Origin of the sequence: Sphingobium sp. SA916 (assembly GCF_002894065.1) — a bacterium.
Classification (GTDB): Bacteria; Pseudomonadota; Alphaproteobacteria; order Sphingomonadales; family Sphingomonadaceae; genus Sphingobium; species Sphingobium fuliginis.
On record NZ_LXYF01000080.1, the window covers coordinates 1 to 17,774 of the forward strand.

The following is a 17,774-nucleotide window of genomic DNA, read 5'->3' on the forward strand; positions in this document are numbered from 1 at the left end:
AGGCCCGACCGGCCCCTCCGGTCCCGTGGGCCCCGGCGGTCCGACCGGCCCAGGCGGCCCCACTGGACCCACTGGCCCGACCGGCCCCGGCGGACCCACCGGTCCCGGCGGCCCGACTGGTCCTGCCGGACCCACCGGACCCACCGGTCCGACCAGCCCCACCAGCGGCGGATCGATCATCGGGGCTTCCATCGGCAATCTGCCGGTGGTCGGGCCCACCGGTCCCGGATCGCTGATCGGCGTCAACGTCCTGCCGGGCGACAGCCAGGCGACCGGCAGCGTGGCCACCGTCGATCTGCTGACAGGCGACGGCACCGTCGCCCAGCTCGCCCTGCCGACCACGCCCCAGAGCGTGCAGCAGGGGCTGGCGCCGGTCGGCACGCTCGCAGGCGGCCTGCTCGGCGCACCGGCGGGGGAAGCGGTGACGCAGCTCACCGACGGTCTCTCCCCCACGGTGGCGGCCGTCACCTCGACGGTCGGCCAGCTCACCACGCCGCTGCTCGATACGGTCAACGGCGCGCTTTCGCCCGTCACCGGTCCGCTGGTGGGCGACAATGGCGTCCTCGCGCCCGTGACGGGGCTGGTCGAAAATGCGGTGGGCGGCCTGACCGGCGCTCTGGGCGGCGTCGGCGGCGATCCTTCCGCCGCACTGGGCGGACCGCTTGTCGGCGCGAATGTCGGCGGCAATGTCCTGACCGGCGCCTCTACGCCCGGCACGCTTGTCGGGGTCAACCTGCTGCCGTCGGACGGCGGCGCGGCTGCCGGACAATTGGCGACGGTCGATGTCCTGACGCAGGGCAATCTGGTCGACATCGCCGTGCCGACGACCGCGGCCGGGGTAGAGGCCGGATTGCAACCGGTCGGCAACCTGGCCGGGGGTCTCCTTGGCCCGCAGGCCGAAGCGACCGTCACTCAGGTCACCAGCGCCGTCGCCCCCGTGGTCGCGGCCGCCACCAGCACGGTCGACAGCGTCGCCGCGCCCCTGCTCGACACCGTCAACAGCCTGGCCCCGGCGCTGCCCGGAGGAGAAAGCGGTTCCCCGCTCGCGCCCGTGACCGGCCTGGCCGGCGGCCTGCTGGGAGCAGGGGAGGGGACCGGCGGCAATGCCCTGGCCCCCGTCACCGGCCTGCTGAACGGCGCGCTGGCCCCGGCGACCGGATCGGGTTCCGCCACGGCGCCCGTGACCGGCCTGCTCGGCGGGCTGCTCGGGGGCGGCAACTGACGCGGCGGCGCGGCCCGCCATGGTCCTCATGCATGGCGGGCCGCACGCCGACGATGCTCTCCCCCATAGCCCCCGGGGGAAGGGCGGGGGCGAGGAGGCAGTGGGCGCACTGCCTCCTCAAACCGATTCCGAACGCAGGCCGGCACGCTTTGCGTTCACGCAAAAATCTTCGCCAAAGGGGAATATCATCTTGCCGAACCGCCTTTTCTTCATCCGCCGCCTGATCGATGGCGCTGCGGCCCTGCTGCTGCTCAATGCCCAGCCCGCCATGGCCGGTCCCTACGCGCCCTATGCCGTAACGCCGGGCGAAACCGCGGTGGGAACGATGCTGGACGCGGCGACGCACGCACCCGGCGGCGACCGCGCGGCCATGCTCGCATCGATCGACGCCCTGCCGACGGCCGCGGCGCGTGCCGATGCGCTGGGCCAGCTCTCGCCGCGCAGCTATTCGCTGCTGCCCCGCCTGTCGATCCAGTCGATGGACGCCGCCGACCGGGAAATCCGCTCCTGGCTGGCCGAACGGCGCAGCATCGCCATCGATGCGCCGGCCGATGTTCCGGCCAGCGGCGACCGCACCATCACCATGATGCTGAGCGGAGGGATAAAGCGGGCGAGCTATAAGGCGCGCGTCGACCGCCCCGAAGCGGAATCCGACAGCCGGTCGCTGCGCTTCGCCGTCGATGTGAAGCCCGTGCCCGGCCTCATCGTCGGCGCGACCCTGGGCATCGACGGCATCGATGCGCGGCTCGACCCGGCGCGGCGCCCCCGCATCAGCCAGTTCAACAGCCAGATCGGTTCCTATGCCAGCTATAGCGACGGCCGCTTCTATGTCGACGCGACGGCGGCCTATACGCTCTCCGAATATAAGCTGCGGCGCCAAATCGGCTGGGCGGGCTTTACCGGGCGGCTGGTGGCGCCCGTGGACGGCGACGGCTGGGCCGCATCGGGCGAGGCGGGCGCGATGCTGCGCGCAGGCCCGGTCCGGATACAGCCCTTCGCCGGCCTGCACCATCGCTATGCCGATGTCAGCGGCTTCGTCGAAAATGGCGGACCCGCCGCGCTGGAGGTCGCCGCCTTCCGCACCAGATCGCTTCGCGGCGCGTTGGGCGCGCGCATCTCCGCCAATGCGACGCAAGGCGGCTGGACCCTTCGCCCCTCGGTCGAGGCGCAATGGCAGCGCGAACTGCGCAGCCGCCCCGACAGCCGAATAGAGGCCCGCTTCGCCACCCGCGACTTGCCCATCTTCACGCTGCGTCCCACCCGGCTGGCGCGTGACGCGGGCCTGGTGAATGCCGGGATCAGCGCGACCTGGAACAACCGCACCACGTTCCGCCTGGGCTATGCGGGCGAGTTCGGTTCCGACCGCCATGTCCACGCGGCGGCGCTGACGGTCGGACGGCGTTTCTAGGCAAAAGGGATTGCTCCGAAACGAACCGGATTCCGCGCCACAATCGTGCATATCCCGCTATTGCGTGGGCCTGCTCACGCAAAGGAAGTGATCCATGGCCCGCTTCATCCGCGACATATTGGCGACCCTTTCCCACGAACCCGCCGGCAGGGGCCCGCCCGATCAGCAGGCGCTCAGCCGCCTCGACCAGCGGCTCGCGCCTTTCGCGGACAAGGGGCCGGGATCGCGCGGCACGATTTCGATCCAGCCGGACGAATGTTCGGTCTGGGACGGCAATCCGCGCGACCAGCCGGGACTGACGGCGGACGGCTGCCGGTCGCTGATCGATTCCATCGCCAGCGAAGGCGGCAACCGCATCCCCGTCCTCGTGCGCCTCAATCCGCCGGGTTCGGACCGGCCCTATCAGCTTCTGGTCGGCAGCCGCCGCCGTTTCGCGGTGGACTGGCTCAACCATAATGGGCGGCCGGAAATGCGGCTGGCGGCCCTGGTCGTCGACCTGTCGGACGAGGAAGCCTTCCGCCTTGCCGACATCGAAAATCGCGAGCGGGCGGACATCAGCGAACTGGACCGGGCGCGCAGCTATCAGCATGCGGTCGAACGCTTCTACGGCGGAGTGCAATCGCGCATGGCCGAAGCGCTCACCCTTTCCAACAGCCAGCTAAGCCGCCTGCTCGCCTTGGCGCAATTGCCGGAGGAGGTGGTGAACGCCTTCGCCACTCCCGATGAATTGCGCGTGCGCTATTCCGAAATCCTGACCCCGCTGCTGCGCCGTCCGGACCAGCGGGCGCGCATGATTGCCGAAGCGCAGTCCATCGGGGAACAGCAACAGGCGCTCGCGCGGGATGGCGGCCGCATGCTTTCCCCCGCGACGGTGCTGGCCCGGCTGCGCGATGCCGCCACGCCGCAGCCTTTGGAGGAAGCGCGCGACATGGCGATCGTCGCGGGCGGCGCGCGCATCGGCCGCCCCCGGCCCGGTCGAAGCGGCGGCCTGACCATCGACCTCAGCATATCGGAGGATGCCGATCTGGACGAACTGCTGGCGCGGCTGCGCGAAACCATCGTCGCGGCCCGCGCCGCGCCCGTCATGCAATAGGATCGCGATCGTTTCCGGAGCCTCAACAGGCGACTTTGCGTATACGCAAAAAGCCCGCGACCATTGATGCCGGCGCTCTATGAAGGCCCGGCGGCCTCCTTCCGGCCGTAAGTGGCGGCCAGATAGGCGGCGATCCGCTCGGCATCGGCAGGCTCGATCGGCGCGCCATAGACCTTGATCATCTTGCCGACGCTATCCTGCCAGAATTGCGCCCCCTTGCCGCGTGGCTGAGTGGTGACATAATCCAGCGAATGGCAGGCGGAACAGGTCGCCGCCGTCAGTTCCGCGCCGTCGCCGGGCGGCAGGACAATGGGTCGTTCGTCGGGCAGGCGATAGCCCGCGGCAGCCGCGCCGCTCGCGGCGAGAAGGGCGATGGGCAGCAGCGCTTTCACAGGGCGACGACCTCCACGGCTTCGACGACATTGCGCATATAGCCGGCGGGCTGCCAGAGCGGATCGAACGGCTGGACCTCTCCCGACCGGCCCGTCGCGCGGACGAGCATGCGATGGCGGCCGGGCGCCAGCCTCTGCGCCGACCGCCATGACCGGAAGCTGTAGCGGCCCAGATCCTCGCCCAGTTCGGCCTGCCGCCAGCTTGCGCCCCCGTCGGCGGAGATGTCGACCCGCGCGATTCCCGATCCGCCGTCGAACGCGATGCCGGACAGCGCCACCGGCTTGCCCGCCGCCACCTGCGCCCCGGACATATGGCTGGTGAGGAAGGACCGGATGTTGAGCCGGCCAATGGGCCGCGTCCTGTCCGGCTTGCCGCCGGGCGCGACGCAGGCGCAATCATTGTCGGGAATGCGATAGGCGGTCTTCATCCAATAGCCGTCATAGGCCGCGTCCACGACGTTGATCTCATGCAGATGCTTGATCCAATAGGTGCCGTAATGGCCCGGCACGACCAGACGCAACGGATAGCCGTTGAGAAAGGGCAGGTCCGCGCCGTTCATCGCCCAGGCCACCATCACCTCGCCATCGCGGGCATGGTCGACGTCCAGCGCCTTGATGAAGTCCGGGATGCCGTTGGCCTGCGGATTGTCGAGCCCGTTGAACGCAACCTGCCGCGCCCCCGCGCGCACCCCCGCGCGGTCCAGCAGCGCGCGAAGCGGAACGCCGCGCCAGCGGGCATTGCCCATCGCGCCATTGCCCAGCTGCCCGCCCCCGACACGCGGTTCGAAAAAGCCGCGCCCATTGCCGGAACATTGGTTGACCGCGACGATCTCCTGCACGGGAAAGTCGCGCTTCAATTCCGCGAGCGAAAGGGACAGCGGCCGCTCGACATGACCGCCCAGCGCCAGCCGGAACCGCCGCGCATCGATGTCGAGCGGCAAATCCGAAAGATGGTAGCGCACGAAGAAGGCATCATTGGGCGTGATCGGCCCGTCGAACAGCGCCAACGGCGTCTCCAGTTGCGGCGGCCGCGCGGTAAGGCCGATGAGCGCCCGCTTCTGCGGATAGCGGACCAAGGGCCGCTCGCCATTGCCGAAGGGCAGGGCGGCGTGGCCGTCACCGGCCCGCGCCCAGCCGGGCACCGGCAACATCGCCCCCGCCATGGCGGCGATAAGGCCGCGCCGATCCACCCCGTTCATGGTCCGTCCGTCCGCCATGGCTGTCCTGCCTGCACCTTCCTGCACTCTGATGATCGGAATGCGGCCGGTGATCCGGTGCGCGGTCTGGCTTTGTTTCTCTCGCCGCCCCGACGCCCCAGGGTCGGGCAACGCCGATCCGCTGTGGGTAGGATGCGGCGGCGGGCCAGTCAATCCGGGAGGTGCGGAGCTGCCTCGGCAGGATGGAAGCACGATCATCATTAGCGAAGCCCCGCCCCGCAAAACCATCTTGAACAGCCTCCGCCCTGTCCCTAATTTGGCGCGTGGCGGTCGCCGCCGGAAGGAAGAGAGGATTGGAAGAAAGGAGGCAAGCCCATGTCCCTCTCCCATTTTCAAGGCCCCTTCGAAGTGGCCCATCATCCCCAGTTGGAACCTGAAGTGAAGCGCGCGATCCTCGCATCCTGGGCTTCGGACGCCAATGCCGTGGAGGGCAATCCCGCCGTCAGGCGCCCGCCGCGGCACGATCGGCCGATCCCCATTGACGAGATTCTGGACGCGCTCCGCAAGGTGGATCGCAACCCCATATAGAGCAGCCAGAATCATCGGCCGCCCCCGGCCTTTGTTCTACCGCGTTTTCCGGGCCAGCAGATGATTCTGCCTGCCCGGAAAACGCTCTCGTCTCTCGATGCCGCCTCTCCCGAGCCGTCGCCCGCAGGAAGAGAGCCTCCTTCAGGCGGTCACTTCGTCCAGCCGGTTGATGAGCCGCAGGAAGGCCACCTCGCTTTCGTCATGCGGCGTGCCGTCCGCATCGAAAATATCGTGGAACCATTTTTCCTTCAGCCCCTCCAGATTGGGGTTTTCCCACTTGTCCCACGGCAGATGGGTCTGCGTCTTCCCCTTCACCAGGCCCCAGCAGAAGGTGCCGACCTGCTCCTCCTTCGCGATCGGCAGGATCGCCTGGAAGGTGCTGCCCGCCGGCCGCGCCATATATTCGGTGCAGAGCAGCGGGCGGCCCATGGTCTTCAGCCATTTGACGCGCTGCGCAAAATCCTCCGCAATGCCGTAATTGTGGAAGGAGATGACGTCGGAATGCGATGTCTGCGCCTGCTGGATCGGACTGAGCAGGTCGGGCGCCGACCAGTCGCCCAGCCAGATGCCGCTGGTCAGCGGCTGCATCGGCTGCATTTCCCGCGCCCAGCCGAACGCCGCGACCAGCAGCGGCACGACCAGGTCTGCCTTCGCCCTGAGCGCCGCGGGATCGCACAGCGCGACCTCCGGCCCATTGTCGGGCTCGTTCCAGATGTCCCAGGCCAGCACGCGCTCATCCTGCCCGAAGCGGCCGACCACGCCCCGCACATAATCCTCCAGCCGCGCATGCTCGGCCGGATTCCGGAGCACGGCGACGCCCGGCGACTGGACCCAGCCGCTGTTGTGAACCCCCTCGCGCGGCGGGGGCTGGGGCCCCAGCGCCGGTTCGGGATGCCAGCAGGAATCGAACAGCACCAGCATGACGCGGATGCCATGCCGATCCGCCACCGTAAGGAAGGCGTCGATGCGGTCCAGAAAGGCCGCCGCGTCGTCCAGCCACAACAGGTCGTGCAGATAGACCCTGACGCTGTTCATCCCCACCGAAGCCGCCAGCTCCAGCTCGCGGTCGATGGTGGCAAGGTCGAAGCTGCCCGCCTGCCACATTTCCAGTTGGTTGATGGCGTTGGAGGGCGTGAAATTGCACCCCACCAGCCACGGTTGCCGTTCGAACCAGCGATGCGCCGCTTCCGGCGTCCAACGATTGCCCATATACCCGCTCAAGACCCGCTTCTACTGTCACCCTGAAGGCGGCCATTAACATCGGTCATCTATAGGACAAGAAGATTAATATGATCTGAGTAAGAGGAAATTTCGATCTTTTCGAAGATTGTCCCAACCCGTCTTCGTTACATGATCGTTATAGTATGGAAACGCGCCCTTTGATTATGAAATCGAAATAATACAGGTCCGAAACGACCAACCGCATGGGACGGGATGCGGTCTCACGCCGCTTCCCGGACCATCTCCCCCGGCAGATGCGCCGCGAAATGATCGATCGCCGTGGCGAGCGAATGCAGCGGCGCCCCTCGACGGCTCGCCAGCGCCGTATTGGCGGGCCGCTCCGCCACCCAGCCGAGCGTCCGGTGGGGAACGCCCCGGATGCGCGAGGGGTCGCCGCCGCAGCGCATCGCGATCCGGCGGGCGAAATCGGCCCAGGACAGCGCCTCGCCATTGGTCAGGTGCCACGGCCCGACCTCGCCGTCGATCAGCAGGTCCAGCGACGTCGCGACCAGATGCGGCACATAGGTGGGCGTCACGATCAGGTCCTCCGCCGCCAATATGGTCTCCCCCCGGCTCAGCGCCCGCACCACGGCGACCGCGAAATTATGATCGTCATGGGGCGAGAAGAAGGCGGCGGTGCGGATGATCAGGTGGCGATTGGGCACCCCAAGCGCGGCGATCCCTTCCTCCATCTCCGCCTTGCTGAGGCCATAGCAATTGCGCGGTGCGGCCGCGTCATCCTCCACATAGGGCGCGCCCTTCTCCCCATCGAAGACGAGATCGCTGGAGAAGGAAAGCGACGCGATGCCGCGATCCCCGCATGCCTTCGCCAGCGCCACGGCCCCCCGCGCATTGGCGGTCAGGCAGGCGTCGCGTGCCGTTTCGGCCTCGTCCACCCGGACCCAGCCGGCGGCGTTGACGACGCCCCAGGGCGCGATGCGGTCGAGCGCGGCGGCGATCGTCCCCGGCGCCGACAGGTCCAGTTCCCCCCGCGACGTGAGGACGAAGGGAATGTTCCGCAACGCGCAGGCGCGCGCCATCGCCCGCCCCAGCGCCCCCGTCGCGCCGCATATCAGCAGCGGCCGTGCCGGAGAGAGACGGGCCGGAGAGGGATGCAAACGCCCGGCCAGATGCGCCTTCATCGATGCGGGGCGCGCCACGCCGGGATGGGCGATCCGCACGGGGCGCTGCCACCAGCCGGCGCCCTCCGCCAGCATCGGGCGCTCGCCCCCGCGCGCCAGCGCCCGCGCCAGAGGCAGCAGCGCCGTGGCGCGCGGCGTTCCGCTGCTGACGTCCCACAGCCCCGGCTCATAATGACCCGGCTGCGTCAGCAGGCTGTTCCACCCCGAACTGCCCAGCAGCGACCAGAGGGTGACCGCCTCGACCTTTATCCCCTCGGCGCACAATCGGCCGGCGACGTCCCAGGCCTGCGCGATCCAGCGCAACTGCTCCTCCCGCGTGCAGCCATTATGGACCTCGGTGACGGCCAGCGGCCGCCCATAGCGCGCCCATGCCTCGCGCAGCGCACCCTCCAGCCCCTGGGGCGGCGGCTCCAGCACGCGGATGGCTTCCACATCGGCATAAAGCTGCGTGTCGCTGCCGCCATGGCTATGCCCGGGATAGCGGTGAAGCCGATGGTCGAGGAAGCGGTCGCTCGTCAGATAATGGTTGATGCCGATGACGTCGGGCGGACAGGGATCGTCGGCAATGGCGCGCAGCCGGTCCGCGAATCCGAAGCCCGAAAGGCGCTCCCACAGCGGATGCTCGCGCGTCATCATGCCGCAGAGCAGGTCCCAGCTCGCCCAGCGGCGCAGATTGTCGAACCCCGCCTGTTCCCGAAGGGAGGCGGTGGCATAGGTGCGGCCCAGATCGTCGGTCTGGATCAGCCGCGCGCCGGGACTGACGCGGCGGATGGCCCGCATCGACAGGCGAATGGCGTCGGTCTGGTTCAACAGCGCCAGCCAGAAGGATGGTTCGGACCGGTGATGCGGATACCAATGGCCGTACAGGGCGGAAAAGCGGGCGGTGGTCAGCGGCTCGTTGACCGGCGTCCAGTCGGCGATCCACGGATAGCGCTCCGCCGCCGCCCCGGCATGACGCGCCAGCCCGGCGGCGAACCCCTCGTCCAGCAGGCCGGTATGGGCCGGGCCGCTGCCATGATGGACCAGCCCGGCGATGACGCGGATGTCAAGGTCGCGCAGCCGCTTCAACCGTTCGTCGGTCCATTGCCAGTCGCGCTCGTCCGGATCGCGCGGGCTGACCCTCTCCCACAGGACGGGATAGCGGATCGCCCGGATGCCCAGCGTCGCCAGCCGGTCCAGGTCGTCCGCCCGATCCTGATGCCCTGTCGCGCGGATCTGGTCGCGGTAACTGTCGTGGACGCGGTTCACGGTGCATTCCAGACCACCCCATAGCTGCGGCTGCATGGTCATTCCGGTCTCCGTTGCAATGATGGGCGCGATTATTTGGCTCGTTGAACTTCGATCAAGTGAAAGCAGGATAATTGCGACATGCCAGCAACCTGGATCAGTGGAGAAGAAGGAACGGATCGTTCTCCGCCGCGGTTTGACCAATGTTCATCCCGCAGAAAGGTTGCATATAATGGTCCAGCCCCAGTCTTCCCCTTGGCATGAATCTGGATCAATTCCGTCGAACGGCACGCATACCATCCTCTGCTTCAGTCATTTGCGGTGGAAATTCGTCTTTCAACGTCCCCAGCACCTGATGAGTCGCTTCGCCGCCCAGTCCCGCGTCCTCTTCTGGGAAGAACCCTGCCTTGTCGAAAAGCTGGCGGAGCCCGACCTGCATATCGACGTCTGCGCCGCCAGCGGCGTCACCGTCATCACGCCGCAACTGCCCGCCGACGGCGCGCGCGAACAGGATGGGGAGAATTTGAAGGGCCTGCTCGACCTGTTCCTGGCGGGCGAATCCGGCCCGTTCGTCCGCTGGTACTACACCCCCATGATGCTGCCCTTTTCGGAGCATGTCATGGCCGACTGCATCGTCTACGACTGCATGGACGAGCTGGCCAATTTCAGGGGCGCGCCGCCCGAACTGCTGCCGCTGGAACAGCGCCTGCTCTCCCAGGCCGACCTGGTGTTCACCGGCGGCTACAGCCTCTATGAAGCGAAGAAGGACAGGCACGGCCATGTCTATCCCTTTCCCTCCAGCGTCGACGCGGCGCATTTCGCCCAGGCCCGCTCCGCCCGAACGCAACCTGCGCAGGACGCCCGCCCGCGCCTCGGCTTCTACGGCGTCGTCGATGAAAGGATGGATGTCGAACTGCTGGCGGCGCTGGCCGATGCGCGCCCCGGCTGGGATCTGGAAATTGTCGGCCCGGTCGTGAAGATCGGCGAGGCGGACCTGCCGCGACGGCCCAATCTCCATTTCCTGGGCGGCCGCTCCTATGACGATCTGCCCGGCTGCGTCGCGGGCTGGGACGTGGCCCTGATGCCCTTCGCCATCAACGACGCGACCCGCTTCATCAGCCCGACCAAGACGCCCGAATATCTGGCGGCGGGAAAGCCGGTCGTGTCGACGCCGATCGCCGACGTCATCCGCCATTATGGTGGGATCGGCGCGGTGCGCATCGCGGAGCGCGGCGAAGCCTTCATCCGCGCCTGCGACGCGGCGCTGGCCCTGTCCCGCTCGGGCGGCGACTGGCTGGCGGAGGCGGACAAGGTGCTGGCCGGCATGTCCTGGGACAAGAGTTTCCAGCAGATGAGCCGCCTCATCAGGGAAGCGATCTCGCGCGGCGCCCATGCCCATCCCATTGTGTCGCCCACCAGCTGGAAGGACGGCCCGCCGCGGCGTTATGACGTGATGGTCGTCGGCGCGGGCTTCGCGGGCGCCGTCATGGCCGAACGGCTGGCCGCGGACGGCGGCAGGAAGGTGCTGCTGGTCGACCGCCGGCCGCATGTCGGCGGCAATGCCTATGACGAGCTGGACGATGCCGGGGTCCTCATCCACCGCTACGGGCCGCACATCTTCCACACCAATTCGCAGGAGATATTCGACTATCTCTCCCGCTTCACCCAATGGCGGCCCTATGAACATCGCGTGCTGGCGGCGGTGGACGACCTGCTGGTGCCGATGCCGATCAACCGGACCACGCTCAACATGCTCTACGGCCTGGACCTGGGGACGGAGGAGGAGGCCGCCGCCTTCCTCGCCGCGCAGGCGGAGCCGGTGTCGGTCGTCCGCACGTCGGAGGATGTGGTGATCTCCGCCGTGGGCCGGGAACTCTACCAGAAGTTCTTCCAGGGCTATACGCGCAAGCAATGGGGTCTCGACCCGTCGGAACTGGACAAGGCGGTGACTTCGCGCGTGCCGACGCGCACCAATAAGGACGATCGCTACTTCACCGACAGGTTCCAGGCGATGCCGCTCGAAGGCTATACGCGCATGTTCGAACGGATGCTGGACCATCCCAATATCGACATATTGCTGGGCGTCGACTATTGCGAGGCGCGCGACGCCTATCCGCACGATCATCTGGTGTTCACCGGCCCGATCGACGAATATTTCGGCTATCGCCATGGCAAGCTGCCTTACCGCTCGCTCCGGTTCCAGCATGTCAGCCTGGACGTCGACCGGTTCCAGCCGGTGGCGGTGGTGAACTATCCGTCCCCCGACGTGCCGCACACGCGGATCACCGAATATAAGCATCTGACCGGGCAGCAGGTGCCGGGGACCAGCATCACCTATGAATTCCCCGCTGCGGACGGCGACCCCTATTACCCCATCCCCCGGCCGGAAAACCAGCAGCTCTTCAAACGCTATGAAGCGCTGGCGATGGTGCAGACCGACGTCACCTTCGTCGGGCGGCTCGCCACCTACCGCTATTACAACATGGACCAGGTGGTGGGACAGGCGCTGGCGACCTACCGCCGGATGACCAGGGCCCCCGCCATCCGCACCGTGCCCGCCCACCTCGCCGCCGCCGCGCAGCCCCGCCCTTCGGCGGGCTGACCCGCCACAGGCTGGACAGGACCGACCCTGAAGCGGCCGAGCCGATTATATCGGATCGGCCGCTTCAGGTCTTTTTTCTACCGCCCTCTCCAAGTCGGCCGATGATCCTGTCGGCCTGGAAAACGCCCTAGAGCCGATCGACATTCAGATGATGACGAGCCGAGCCGAAGGCCACCGAAGGTAAAATGGCGGTTTTCCGTGACCCGGCGCGCAGCCTACTCAAAGTAGGTGGGCACCGGAAGCACGGAAAAGCGTCATTTGCAGGCCGTCAGGGCTGAATGTCGATTGGCTCTAAAGCCCGCTGTCGTAACGCGCCATCTCCTCCCGATAGCGCGCGGTCATCCGTTCCTGATCCGCCGGGGGAATTTCCTCCTTCAGATGAAGGAAGCGGTCATTTTCCTCCTCATAGACATGATGGGCGACCGCGCCCCTGATATGCTCCAGCTTTTCGCTCCAATCCTCGCTCAGCGGATCGAGCGCTTCCAGCAGCGCAAGCTGGACCTTGGCGGCCTGCTGCTCCTCATAGGCCATCGCCATATGCGTCTTGTGACCGTGGGAAAGCTGCGGGTAGATGACCGCCTCCTCCGCGCTGGAATGGGCGGTCAGAAGCGCGGCGAGCTTCCTCTGGGCGCGCGTCCGGCTGGATGCGTCCATCGCCGCCTCCGCCTCGCTGAAGGCCATTTCGATCTGCTGGTGGTGCTGGAGGATCTGGTCGAGCCAGTCCCCCGCCATGGCCGCCGCCCGCGCCTTCTCCCGCGCGCGGGCGCGGTCCTCTTCCGATTCCGGCGGCGTGACGGCTGCGACGATCCTGTCGATGACGGACATGGGATGCTCCTCTGCTCATGGGCGTGACTCCCATGCAAGCGCCGCACCGCGCCCCCGGTTCCTGGACGGCGGGCCAAAGCGGAAGGCCGCTAACACAGGTTTAAGGGGCGTTCCCTTCAATAGCTCCCGTTGGTGACGACGATGCTGGCGCTCACCGTGGGGGAGGGCATGGGTATGAAGGCCGCATAACGCATCATCGGACTGCCGCTCATGTCATAGCTGACCCGCACCCGGAACGTGCCGGTCGCATCGGGCCCTGCCGTGATGACGGGCCCGCCCCCCGCCGCCAGCAGCGTGCCATAGCCGCCGATCACCGCCTGCGCCCGGCCCTGCGCCAGCGCCGTGCGTTCCGCCGTGGAAAGCCCCGCCACGGCGGCGCGGGCGCCCTCCACCGCGGCATGGCGCACGCCCATCAGCGCGGCGAAGTAGAAGGAATAGAGCACGACCGCGAAGACCAGCATCAGCAGCGCAGGCGCCAGCAGCGCGAATTCCAGCGCCGCCAGCCCCCGCTCGCATGTCCGCAGCCGCCGCGCCGCGCGCATCCCGATCAGCCCGGATTGACGCTGTTGAACATCGTCGTGAAGGCGGCGCCCAGCTGCGTGCGGAAATTGGCGCCGACCGCGACGATGGCGGCGACCACCACCGCGCCCAGCACGGCATATTCCACCGCCGTCAGGCCTTTCTCATCCCGCGCCAGCTTCGCGATCAGCGAACCCAGAAACTTGTTCATGCTTGTCCTCCAATCCCCTCCGCAAAGGACCGGCGGCGCATGGCGAGGGGGAACCGCGCGCCGCCATGAAAACTCACACCAGCACCGGCACCCCGCAGCGCGCGCCCGTCGCCCAGAGCGTCGCATGGCCAAGCTGGACGCCCAGCGCGGCGAGCAGATTGGTGACCAGCGGATCGATGGTGGTGCCGACCAGCCCGGCGACCGGATTGACCACCGCGCTCGACAATTGGGACCGGGCGAGCGCCCGGGTCGCGTCGCAGACGATCGGCAGGCATGATCCCAGCAACGTCACCTGCAACCCGTCCTGTCCGCCAAGGCTGCCCACCAGCGATGTCAGCAGCGGCCCGACCTGCGCCCCGTTGCCGATGCTGGCGGGCGTGCCGGGCGATCCGGGACGGCCTATGCGGCCCTGCCCGCCGGGGCCGAAGACGACGGCGCCGCTCGCGCCCATGACCGGCTGCGCCACCGCGCGGCTGTCCACCGCGACGACGCCCAGCACATTGACGATCTGGACCGGACGCACGTCGGCGGCGGACAGGGGCGGCATCGGCCGCGTCATGGCGCCGGCGGGCAAGGCGCCGATATAGGCGTTGACGAGGCCGCTGCCGGCCTGCACCGTCACCCGCGTGTCGCGCGCCTGTTCCGCCGTGTCGGGGCAATCGATGGCGCTGACCTGCCCCTGCGCCGCCGCAATGTCGATCGTGACCGGCAGGTTGACGACGATCAGCGGAACGCCCAGCAGGCTGACATTCCTGATCCCGACATCCAGTTGCAGCCGCAAGGCGGACGTGGAAACGCCGGTCTCCCCCGCCGGACCGAAGGAGAAGCGGGGCCGGTCCATCGGCCCGGTCGCCATCGCCGCCAGCAGGACGCTGCTGCCCGGCGCCACGGTGCCGACCGCGTCCGACAGGTCCACCGCGCCATTGCCCGCCTGCACCGCGTAGGAAAAGAGCTGATAGGCATTGATCCCGGCGCGCAGGGCCGGTTTCTCGTCCGCCCCGCCGACCGGCATGTTCTTCCACACGCCCAGGCCGAACAGGCCGTTGAGCGGCACGGCATATCCATTGCCGACCTGCCCGGCCAGCAGGTTCAGGGTCGCGGCGGTCGCGCTGTTGTCGGCCGCGCTGGCGGCGGCGGCGAGCAGGTCGCGAAGCGCCACCGTGCGCGCGGTGAGCGCGCCATAGCTGCCGCTCTCCCCGACCCGCTGCGCCAGCGCGTCGAAGAACAGGCCGGCATCGACATGGCTCGCCATCAACGCCTCGACATCGGCGGTGGAGAGGCGCAGCTTGATCCCCAGCAGCGCGCTCAGCAGGTCGTTGACGCTGTTCACCAGCGCATTGGTGACGGTCAGCACGCCGGAACTGATGCCGATCCCCGCCTCGTCGATGCGCGCCGCCGTGGCGCTGGCCGACAGGTCGGGCAGGGGGTTGGCCGGACCCAGCACGCGCATCAGGAACTGGCGCGCCGGCTTCCCGGTGCGGATGCGCACGGCGTTGACCCGCCCATTGCCGGGACAAAGCGCCATGCTCGCGTCGAAGCGCTGCGCCGCGCCCAGCCCCGCATCGGCGCAATAGCGGCCCAGTTCGACCGATCGGAGAATGGCCGGATCATATCCGTTGCGGCTCAGGCTATCGCGCGCCCGCGCCGCCGCCTGCGCCGGATTCTGCGCGGCGGCCAGCGCAGCCGCATCGGTCGCCGCCCGCAGATTGCGCAGGCTCACATAATAAAGCCCCCCATCCAGCGCGAACCCCGCCGCCCCGATCAACACCGCCCCCAATGCCGCGATCAGCGGCGCGACGGCGGCGGATCGGTCGCCAGCCAGCCGCCGAAGCCATGCCCGACGAAACGCGATGCACAGCGCCCGGATCATCGCGCCCCGTCCACCGCCCGCTCGACCCGCCGGCCGATGGACTCCAGATAGCGCTGCCGAATGACCGCAGCCTCCTCCGCCGAAAGCCCCGCATCCTCGCGCACCGGGGCCTTCAGCTGCGCCTCCACCACCCGCCGCGCTTCGCCCGCCGGCGCCGGCGCCGGCGCGGGCGCAGCCGCCATCAGCAACAGCACCACCATCTCATCCTCCCTTGCCGATCCGCGCCGCTTCCGCCGCCAGTTTCTGCCGCAGCGCCCCGTCTCCCGCCCGGCGCAACCCGGCCTCCGCCTCGTCGCGCCGCCCGCCGATGATCAGCGCCAGCAGCAGGTTGTTGCGCACCACCGCCAGTTGCGGCCCCAGATCGCTCGCCCCGCGCAACGCCTCTATCGCCGCGCCGACCCGCCCGGCCCGCAACAGCGCATAGCCAAGCGCATTGCGCGGCAGCGGATCGGCCGGACTCGCCCGGCTCGCCCGCTCGTACCAGGCCGCCGCCTCGTCCCACCGCCCCCGCGCCGCCAGCAGATGCCCGCGCACCGCGCTGACCCCACCGCCCGCCGTCTCCGGCGGCAGGACCACCACTTCCGCCGCGTCGATCTGCCCGAGGTCGATCAGGCTGTTGACCCGCAGCAGCCGCGCCTCGGCATCGCCCGGATAGCGCCGCTCGAAATCGTCCAGATAGGCCAGCGCCGCCCGTGGCCGCCCGTCGGCCCGCGCCTGGTGGATGAGTTGCAGATACAGCCCTCGCGTGTCGGGCGCTTCCTCCGCTTCCCCCGGCGCGGCCGCCATCAGCATCGCCGCCAGCATCAACCGCCTCATTGCGACACCCCCCGCAAAGTATCGAAGATCGCCACCACTGGCGGCCCGCCCAGCACCACGAACAGGGCGGGCATGAAGAACAGGATCATCAGCACCACCATGCGCACGGTGATGCCGCCCATCGCCTCCCGCGCGCTGGCGACGCGGCGCTGGGTGAACTCCCGCACGAATTCGCGCAGGGCGGGGGCCAGCTCGACCCCCTGGAACAGCGCCTGGCGGAACAGCGCCGCCAGTTCCTTCGCCCCGTTCACCGCCACCCGCGCCGCCCAGCGGTCCAGCGCCTGCTCATAGCGCATGCCCCGGTCGAGATCGGCGACCAGCATCGCGATCAGCCGCGCATGGTGCGGCACCGCAATGGCCTCGTCCCGCGCAATGGCGCGGAAGCACTGGTCCAGCGAGATGCCGCTTTCCAGCATCATCAGCATCAGGTCCAGCAGGAAGGGAAATTCCGCCATGATCGCCCGCGCCCGCCGCGCCGCGAGCAGATGGATCGCCTGCTTCGCCCCGACATAGGTCAGGCCGGCGGCGATGACGATCAGCAGGGGCCGGGCAAGGAATCCGCCCCAGCCGATCCGCGAAACCAGCATCGCCGCCAGCCCCGCGCCGACCGTCGCCGCCATCCGCGCCCAGACGAACCGGTCCGCCGCCCGCGCATCCTGGAACCCCGCCAGCATCAGCCTGTCGGCAATCTCCGACCGGTCCCGCCCCCTGGCGGCGAAGGCCACGGGCAGGCGGAAGCCCGGCCGGTCGCCCGCCATGCCCAGCCGCGCCTCCAGCCGCCGGTCGGCCAGCAGCATCCGCACGCCCATCGCGGCGCAGGCGACGCCCAGCGCCGCGCAAAGGAGGAACAGCGCCCCCATCAGAAGGCCAGCCTCATCACCCGCCGCATCACCAGCATGCCCATGCCCTGCAAGACCAGCGCGATCGCCGCCAGCCGATGCCCGCGCGGATCGCGCAGGAAGAAACCGATATAATCGGGGTTCATCGCCACCAGCACGGCCATCGCCACCAGCGGCATGACGATCAGCACCCGGCCGCTGATCTTCGCTTCGGAAATGGCGGCCTTCAGCTCGCGCTTGATGCGGATGCGCTCGCGCAGGATGTTGGCCAGGTTCAGCAGCACCGCCGAAATCGACCCGCCATAGCGCATGTTCGTGCGGATCGCGGCGGCCAGCATCGATATTTCAGGAACGCGCAGCCGCTCCGCCAGCACCTGCATCGCATCGGCCACCGGCGCGCCCAGCTCCAGCCGCCTTGCGACCGGCGCGATATAGCTCCGCACCACGGCGGGCGCGTCGGCCAGCGCCCGGTCCAGCGCCTGCGCCAGCGAATTGCCGACCGCCTGCATCTGCCGCACCGCGTCGATATAATGGGGCAATGCCTCGATCAGCGCCTCCACGCGCCGCTGCGCCCGCCGCCGCACCCAGCCGACCAGCGCCATCGGCACGCCCGCCACCACCGCCAGCGCCGCCACCGGCCCC

17 protein-coding genes are annotated in these 17,774 nt (G+C 68.7%); 5 read left to right on the forward strand and 12 right to left on the reverse strand.

Going from position 1 to position 17,774, the window contains the following annotated elements; all coding sequences use genetic code 11:
- The 3 genes from A8G00_RS21780 to A8G00_RS21790 form a co-directional block, all read left to right on the forward strand.
- Nucleotides 1-1,222, forward strand: a 1,222-nt coding sequence (locus A8G00_RS21780) for a hypothetical protein (RefSeq protein ID WP_253258053.1), incomplete at its 5' end; no start/stop codon positions are given.
- A gap of 190 nt (nt 1,223-1,412) precedes the next feature.
- Nucleotides 1,413-2,630, forward strand: coding sequence for an autotransporter domain-containing protein (locus tag A8G00_RS21785; RefSeq protein ID WP_044661009.1), 1,218 nt, complete (start codon nt 1,413-1,415; stop codon nt 2,628-2,630).
- 94 nt (nt 2,631-2,724) lie between these two features.
- Nucleotides 2,725-3,723 (forward strand): ParB/RepB/Spo0J family partition protein, encoded by a 999-nt coding sequence (locus A8G00_RS21790; RefSeq protein WP_025550476.1) that lies wholly within the window; start codon nt 2,725-2,727, stop codon nt 3,721-3,723.
- A gap of 77 nt (nt 3,724-3,800) precedes the next feature.
- Here A8G00_RS21790 and A8G00_RS21795 read toward each other — a convergent pair whose 3' ends face one another.
- Together A8G00_RS21795 and A8G00_RS21800 are read right to left on the reverse strand one after the other, a co-directional pair.
- On the reverse strand, nt 3,801-4,115 hold the full coding sequence (locus A8G00_RS21795; protein WP_007684475.1) for a hypothetical protein: 315 nt from the start codon (nt 4,113-4,115) through the stop codon (nt 3,801-3,803).
- Complete coding sequence (locus A8G00_RS21800) at nt 4,112-5,314, reverse strand: molybdopterin-dependent oxidoreductase (RefSeq protein WP_037483441.1); 1,203 nt, start codon at nt 5,312-5,314, stop codon at nt 4,112-4,114. Before A8G00_RS21800 ends, A8G00_RS21795 begins: the two co-directional genes overlap by 4 nt.
- Nucleotides 5,315-5,647: 333 nt before the next feature.
- On the opposite strand from A8G00_RS21800, the gene A8G00_RS21805 reads away from it, so the two are divergent.
- Nucleotides 5,648-5,860 (forward strand): hypothetical protein, encoded by a 213-nt coding sequence (locus A8G00_RS21805; protein ID WP_025550480.1) that lies wholly within the window; start codon nt 5,648-5,650, stop codon nt 5,858-5,860.
- A gap of 141 nt (nt 5,861-6,001) precedes the next feature.
- Here A8G00_RS21805 and A8G00_RS21810 read toward each other — a convergent pair whose 3' ends face one another.
- Both A8G00_RS21810 and A8G00_RS21815 read right to left on the reverse strand, forming a co-directional pair.
- Nucleotides 6,002-7,069, reverse strand: coding sequence for a cellulase family glycosylhydrolase (locus A8G00_RS21810; RefSeq protein ID WP_025550482.1), 1,068 nt, complete (start codon nt 7,067-7,069; stop codon nt 6,002-6,004).
- A gap of 233 nt (nt 7,070-7,302) precedes the next feature.
- The gene (locus A8G00_RS21815; protein ID WP_103001656.1) at nt 7,303-9,513 is read right to left on the reverse strand and encodes an NAD(P)-dependent oxidoreductase; all 2,211 of its coding nucleotides are present in this window, start codon (nt 9,511-9,513) and stop codon (nt 7,303-7,305) included.
- Nucleotides 9,514-9,805: 292 nt separating this feature from the next.
- Between A8G00_RS21815 and glf the strand changes: the two genes are divergently transcribed.
- On the forward strand, nt 9,806-12,052 hold the full coding sequence (glf, locus tag A8G00_RS21820; protein ID WP_065847779.1) for a UDP-galactopyranose mutase: 2,247 nt from the start codon (nt 9,806-9,808) through the stop codon (nt 12,050-12,052).
- A gap of 291 nt (nt 12,053-12,343) precedes the next feature.
- Here glf and A8G00_RS21825 read toward each other — a convergent pair whose 3' ends face one another.
- The 8 genes from A8G00_RS21825 to A8G00_RS21860 all read right to left on the reverse strand — a co-directional run.
- Nucleotides 12,344-12,877, reverse strand: a complete 534-nt coding sequence (locus A8G00_RS21825; RefSeq protein ID WP_025551554.1) for a hemerythrin domain-containing protein — start codon at nt 12,875-12,877, stop codon at nt 12,344-12,346.
- A gap of 116 nt (nt 12,878-12,993) precedes the next feature.
- Nucleotides 12,994-13,419 (reverse strand): TadE/TadG family type IV pilus assembly protein, encoded by a 426-nt coding sequence (locus A8G00_RS21830; RefSeq protein WP_103001657.1) that lies wholly within the window; start codon nt 13,417-13,419, stop codon nt 12,994-12,996.
- Between the two features lie 5 nt (nt 13,420-13,424).
- On the reverse strand, nt 13,425-13,607 hold the full coding sequence (locus tag A8G00_RS21835) for a Flp family type IVb pilin (protein ID WP_025551558.1): 183 nt from the start codon (nt 13,605-13,607) through the stop codon (nt 13,425-13,427).
- 73 nt (nt 13,608-13,680) lie between these two features.
- Nucleotides 13,681-15,477: a TadG family pilus assembly protein gene (locus tag A8G00_RS21840; RefSeq protein WP_025551560.1), complete on the reverse strand. Its 1,797-nt coding sequence runs from the start codon at nt 15,475-15,477 to the stop codon at nt 13,681-13,683.
- The gene (locus tag A8G00_RS21845; RefSeq protein ID WP_103001658.1) at nt 15,474-15,677 is read right to left on the reverse strand and encodes a hypothetical protein; all 204 of its coding nucleotides are present in this window, start codon (nt 15,675-15,677) and stop codon (nt 15,474-15,476) included. The genes A8G00_RS21840 and A8G00_RS21845 overlap by 4 nt, the downstream gene beginning before the upstream one ends.
- Before the next feature lies 1 nt (nt 15,678).
- Nucleotides 15,679-16,293 carry a tetratricopeptide repeat protein gene (locus tag A8G00_RS21850; protein ID WP_229742686.1) on the reverse strand — a complete coding sequence of 205 codons (615 nt, stop codon included), beginning with the start codon at nt 16,291-16,293 and terminating at the stop codon, nt 15,679-15,681.
- Nucleotides 16,290-17,153, reverse strand: a complete 864-nt coding sequence (locus A8G00_RS21855; protein WP_025551563.1) for a type II secretion system F family protein — start codon at nt 17,151-17,153, stop codon at nt 16,290-16,292. Before A8G00_RS21855 ends, A8G00_RS21850 begins: the two co-directional genes overlap by 4 nt.
- Nucleotides 17,153-17,774, reverse strand: a 622-nt coding sequence (locus A8G00_RS21860; RefSeq protein WP_103001659.1) for a type II secretion system F family protein, incomplete at its 5' end; no start/stop codon positions are given. The genes A8G00_RS21855 and A8G00_RS21860, both read right to left, overlap by 1 nt.

Bases quoted from the DNA above. Each gene is read 5' to 3' on its own strand.
- A8G00_RS21790 (WP_025550476.1), top strand. From the start codon at position 2,725: ATGGCCCGCTTCATCCGCGACATATTGGCGACCCTTTCCCACGAACCC.
- A8G00_RS21800 (WP_037483441.1), bottom strand. From the start codon at position 5,314: ATGAACGGGGTGGATCGGCGCGGCCTTATCGCCGCCATGGCGGGGGCG.
- A8G00_RS21805 (WP_025550480.1), top strand. From the start codon at position 5,648: ATGTCCCTCTCCCATTTTCAAGGCCCCTTCGAAGTGGCCCATCATCCC.
- A8G00_RS21810 (WP_025550482.1), bottom strand. From the start codon at position 7,069: ATGGGCAATCGTTGGACGCCGGAAGCGGCGCATCGCTGGTTCGAACGG.
- A8G00_RS21815 (WP_103001656.1), bottom strand. From the start codon at position 9,513: ATGACCATGCAGCCGCAGCTATGGGGTGGTCTGGAATGCACCGTGAAC.
- glf (WP_065847779.1), top strand. From the start codon at position 9,806: ATGAGTCGCTTCGCCGCCCAGTCCCGCGTCCTCTTCTGGGAAGAACCC.
- A8G00_RS21825 (WP_025551554.1), bottom strand. From the start codon at position 12,877: ATGTCCGTCATCGACAGGATCGTCGCAGCCGTCACGCCGCCGGAATCG.
- A8G00_RS21830 (WP_103001657.1), bottom strand. From the start codon at position 13,419: ATGCGCGCGGCGCGGCGGCTGCGGACATGCGAGCGGGGGCTGGCGGCG.
- A8G00_RS21835 (WP_025551558.1), bottom strand. From the start codon at position 13,607: ATGAACAAGTTTCTGGGTTCGCTGATCGCGAAGCTGGCGCGGGATGAG.
- A8G00_RS21840 (WP_025551560.1), bottom strand. From the start codon at position 15,477: ATGATCCGGGCGCTGTGCATCGCGTTTCGTCGGGCATGGCTTCGGCGG.
- A8G00_RS21845 (WP_103001658.1), bottom strand. From the start codon at position 15,677: ATGGTGGTGCTGTTGCTGATGGCGGCTGCGCCCGCGCCGGCGCCGGCG.
- A8G00_RS21850 (WP_229742686.1), bottom strand. From the start codon at position 16,293: ATGAGGCGGTTGATGCTGGCGGCGATGCTGATGGCGGCCGCGCCGGGG.
- A8G00_RS21855 (WP_025551563.1), bottom strand. From the start codon at position 17,153: ATGGGGGCGCTGTTCCTCCTTTGCGCGGCGCTGGGCGTCGCCTGCGCC.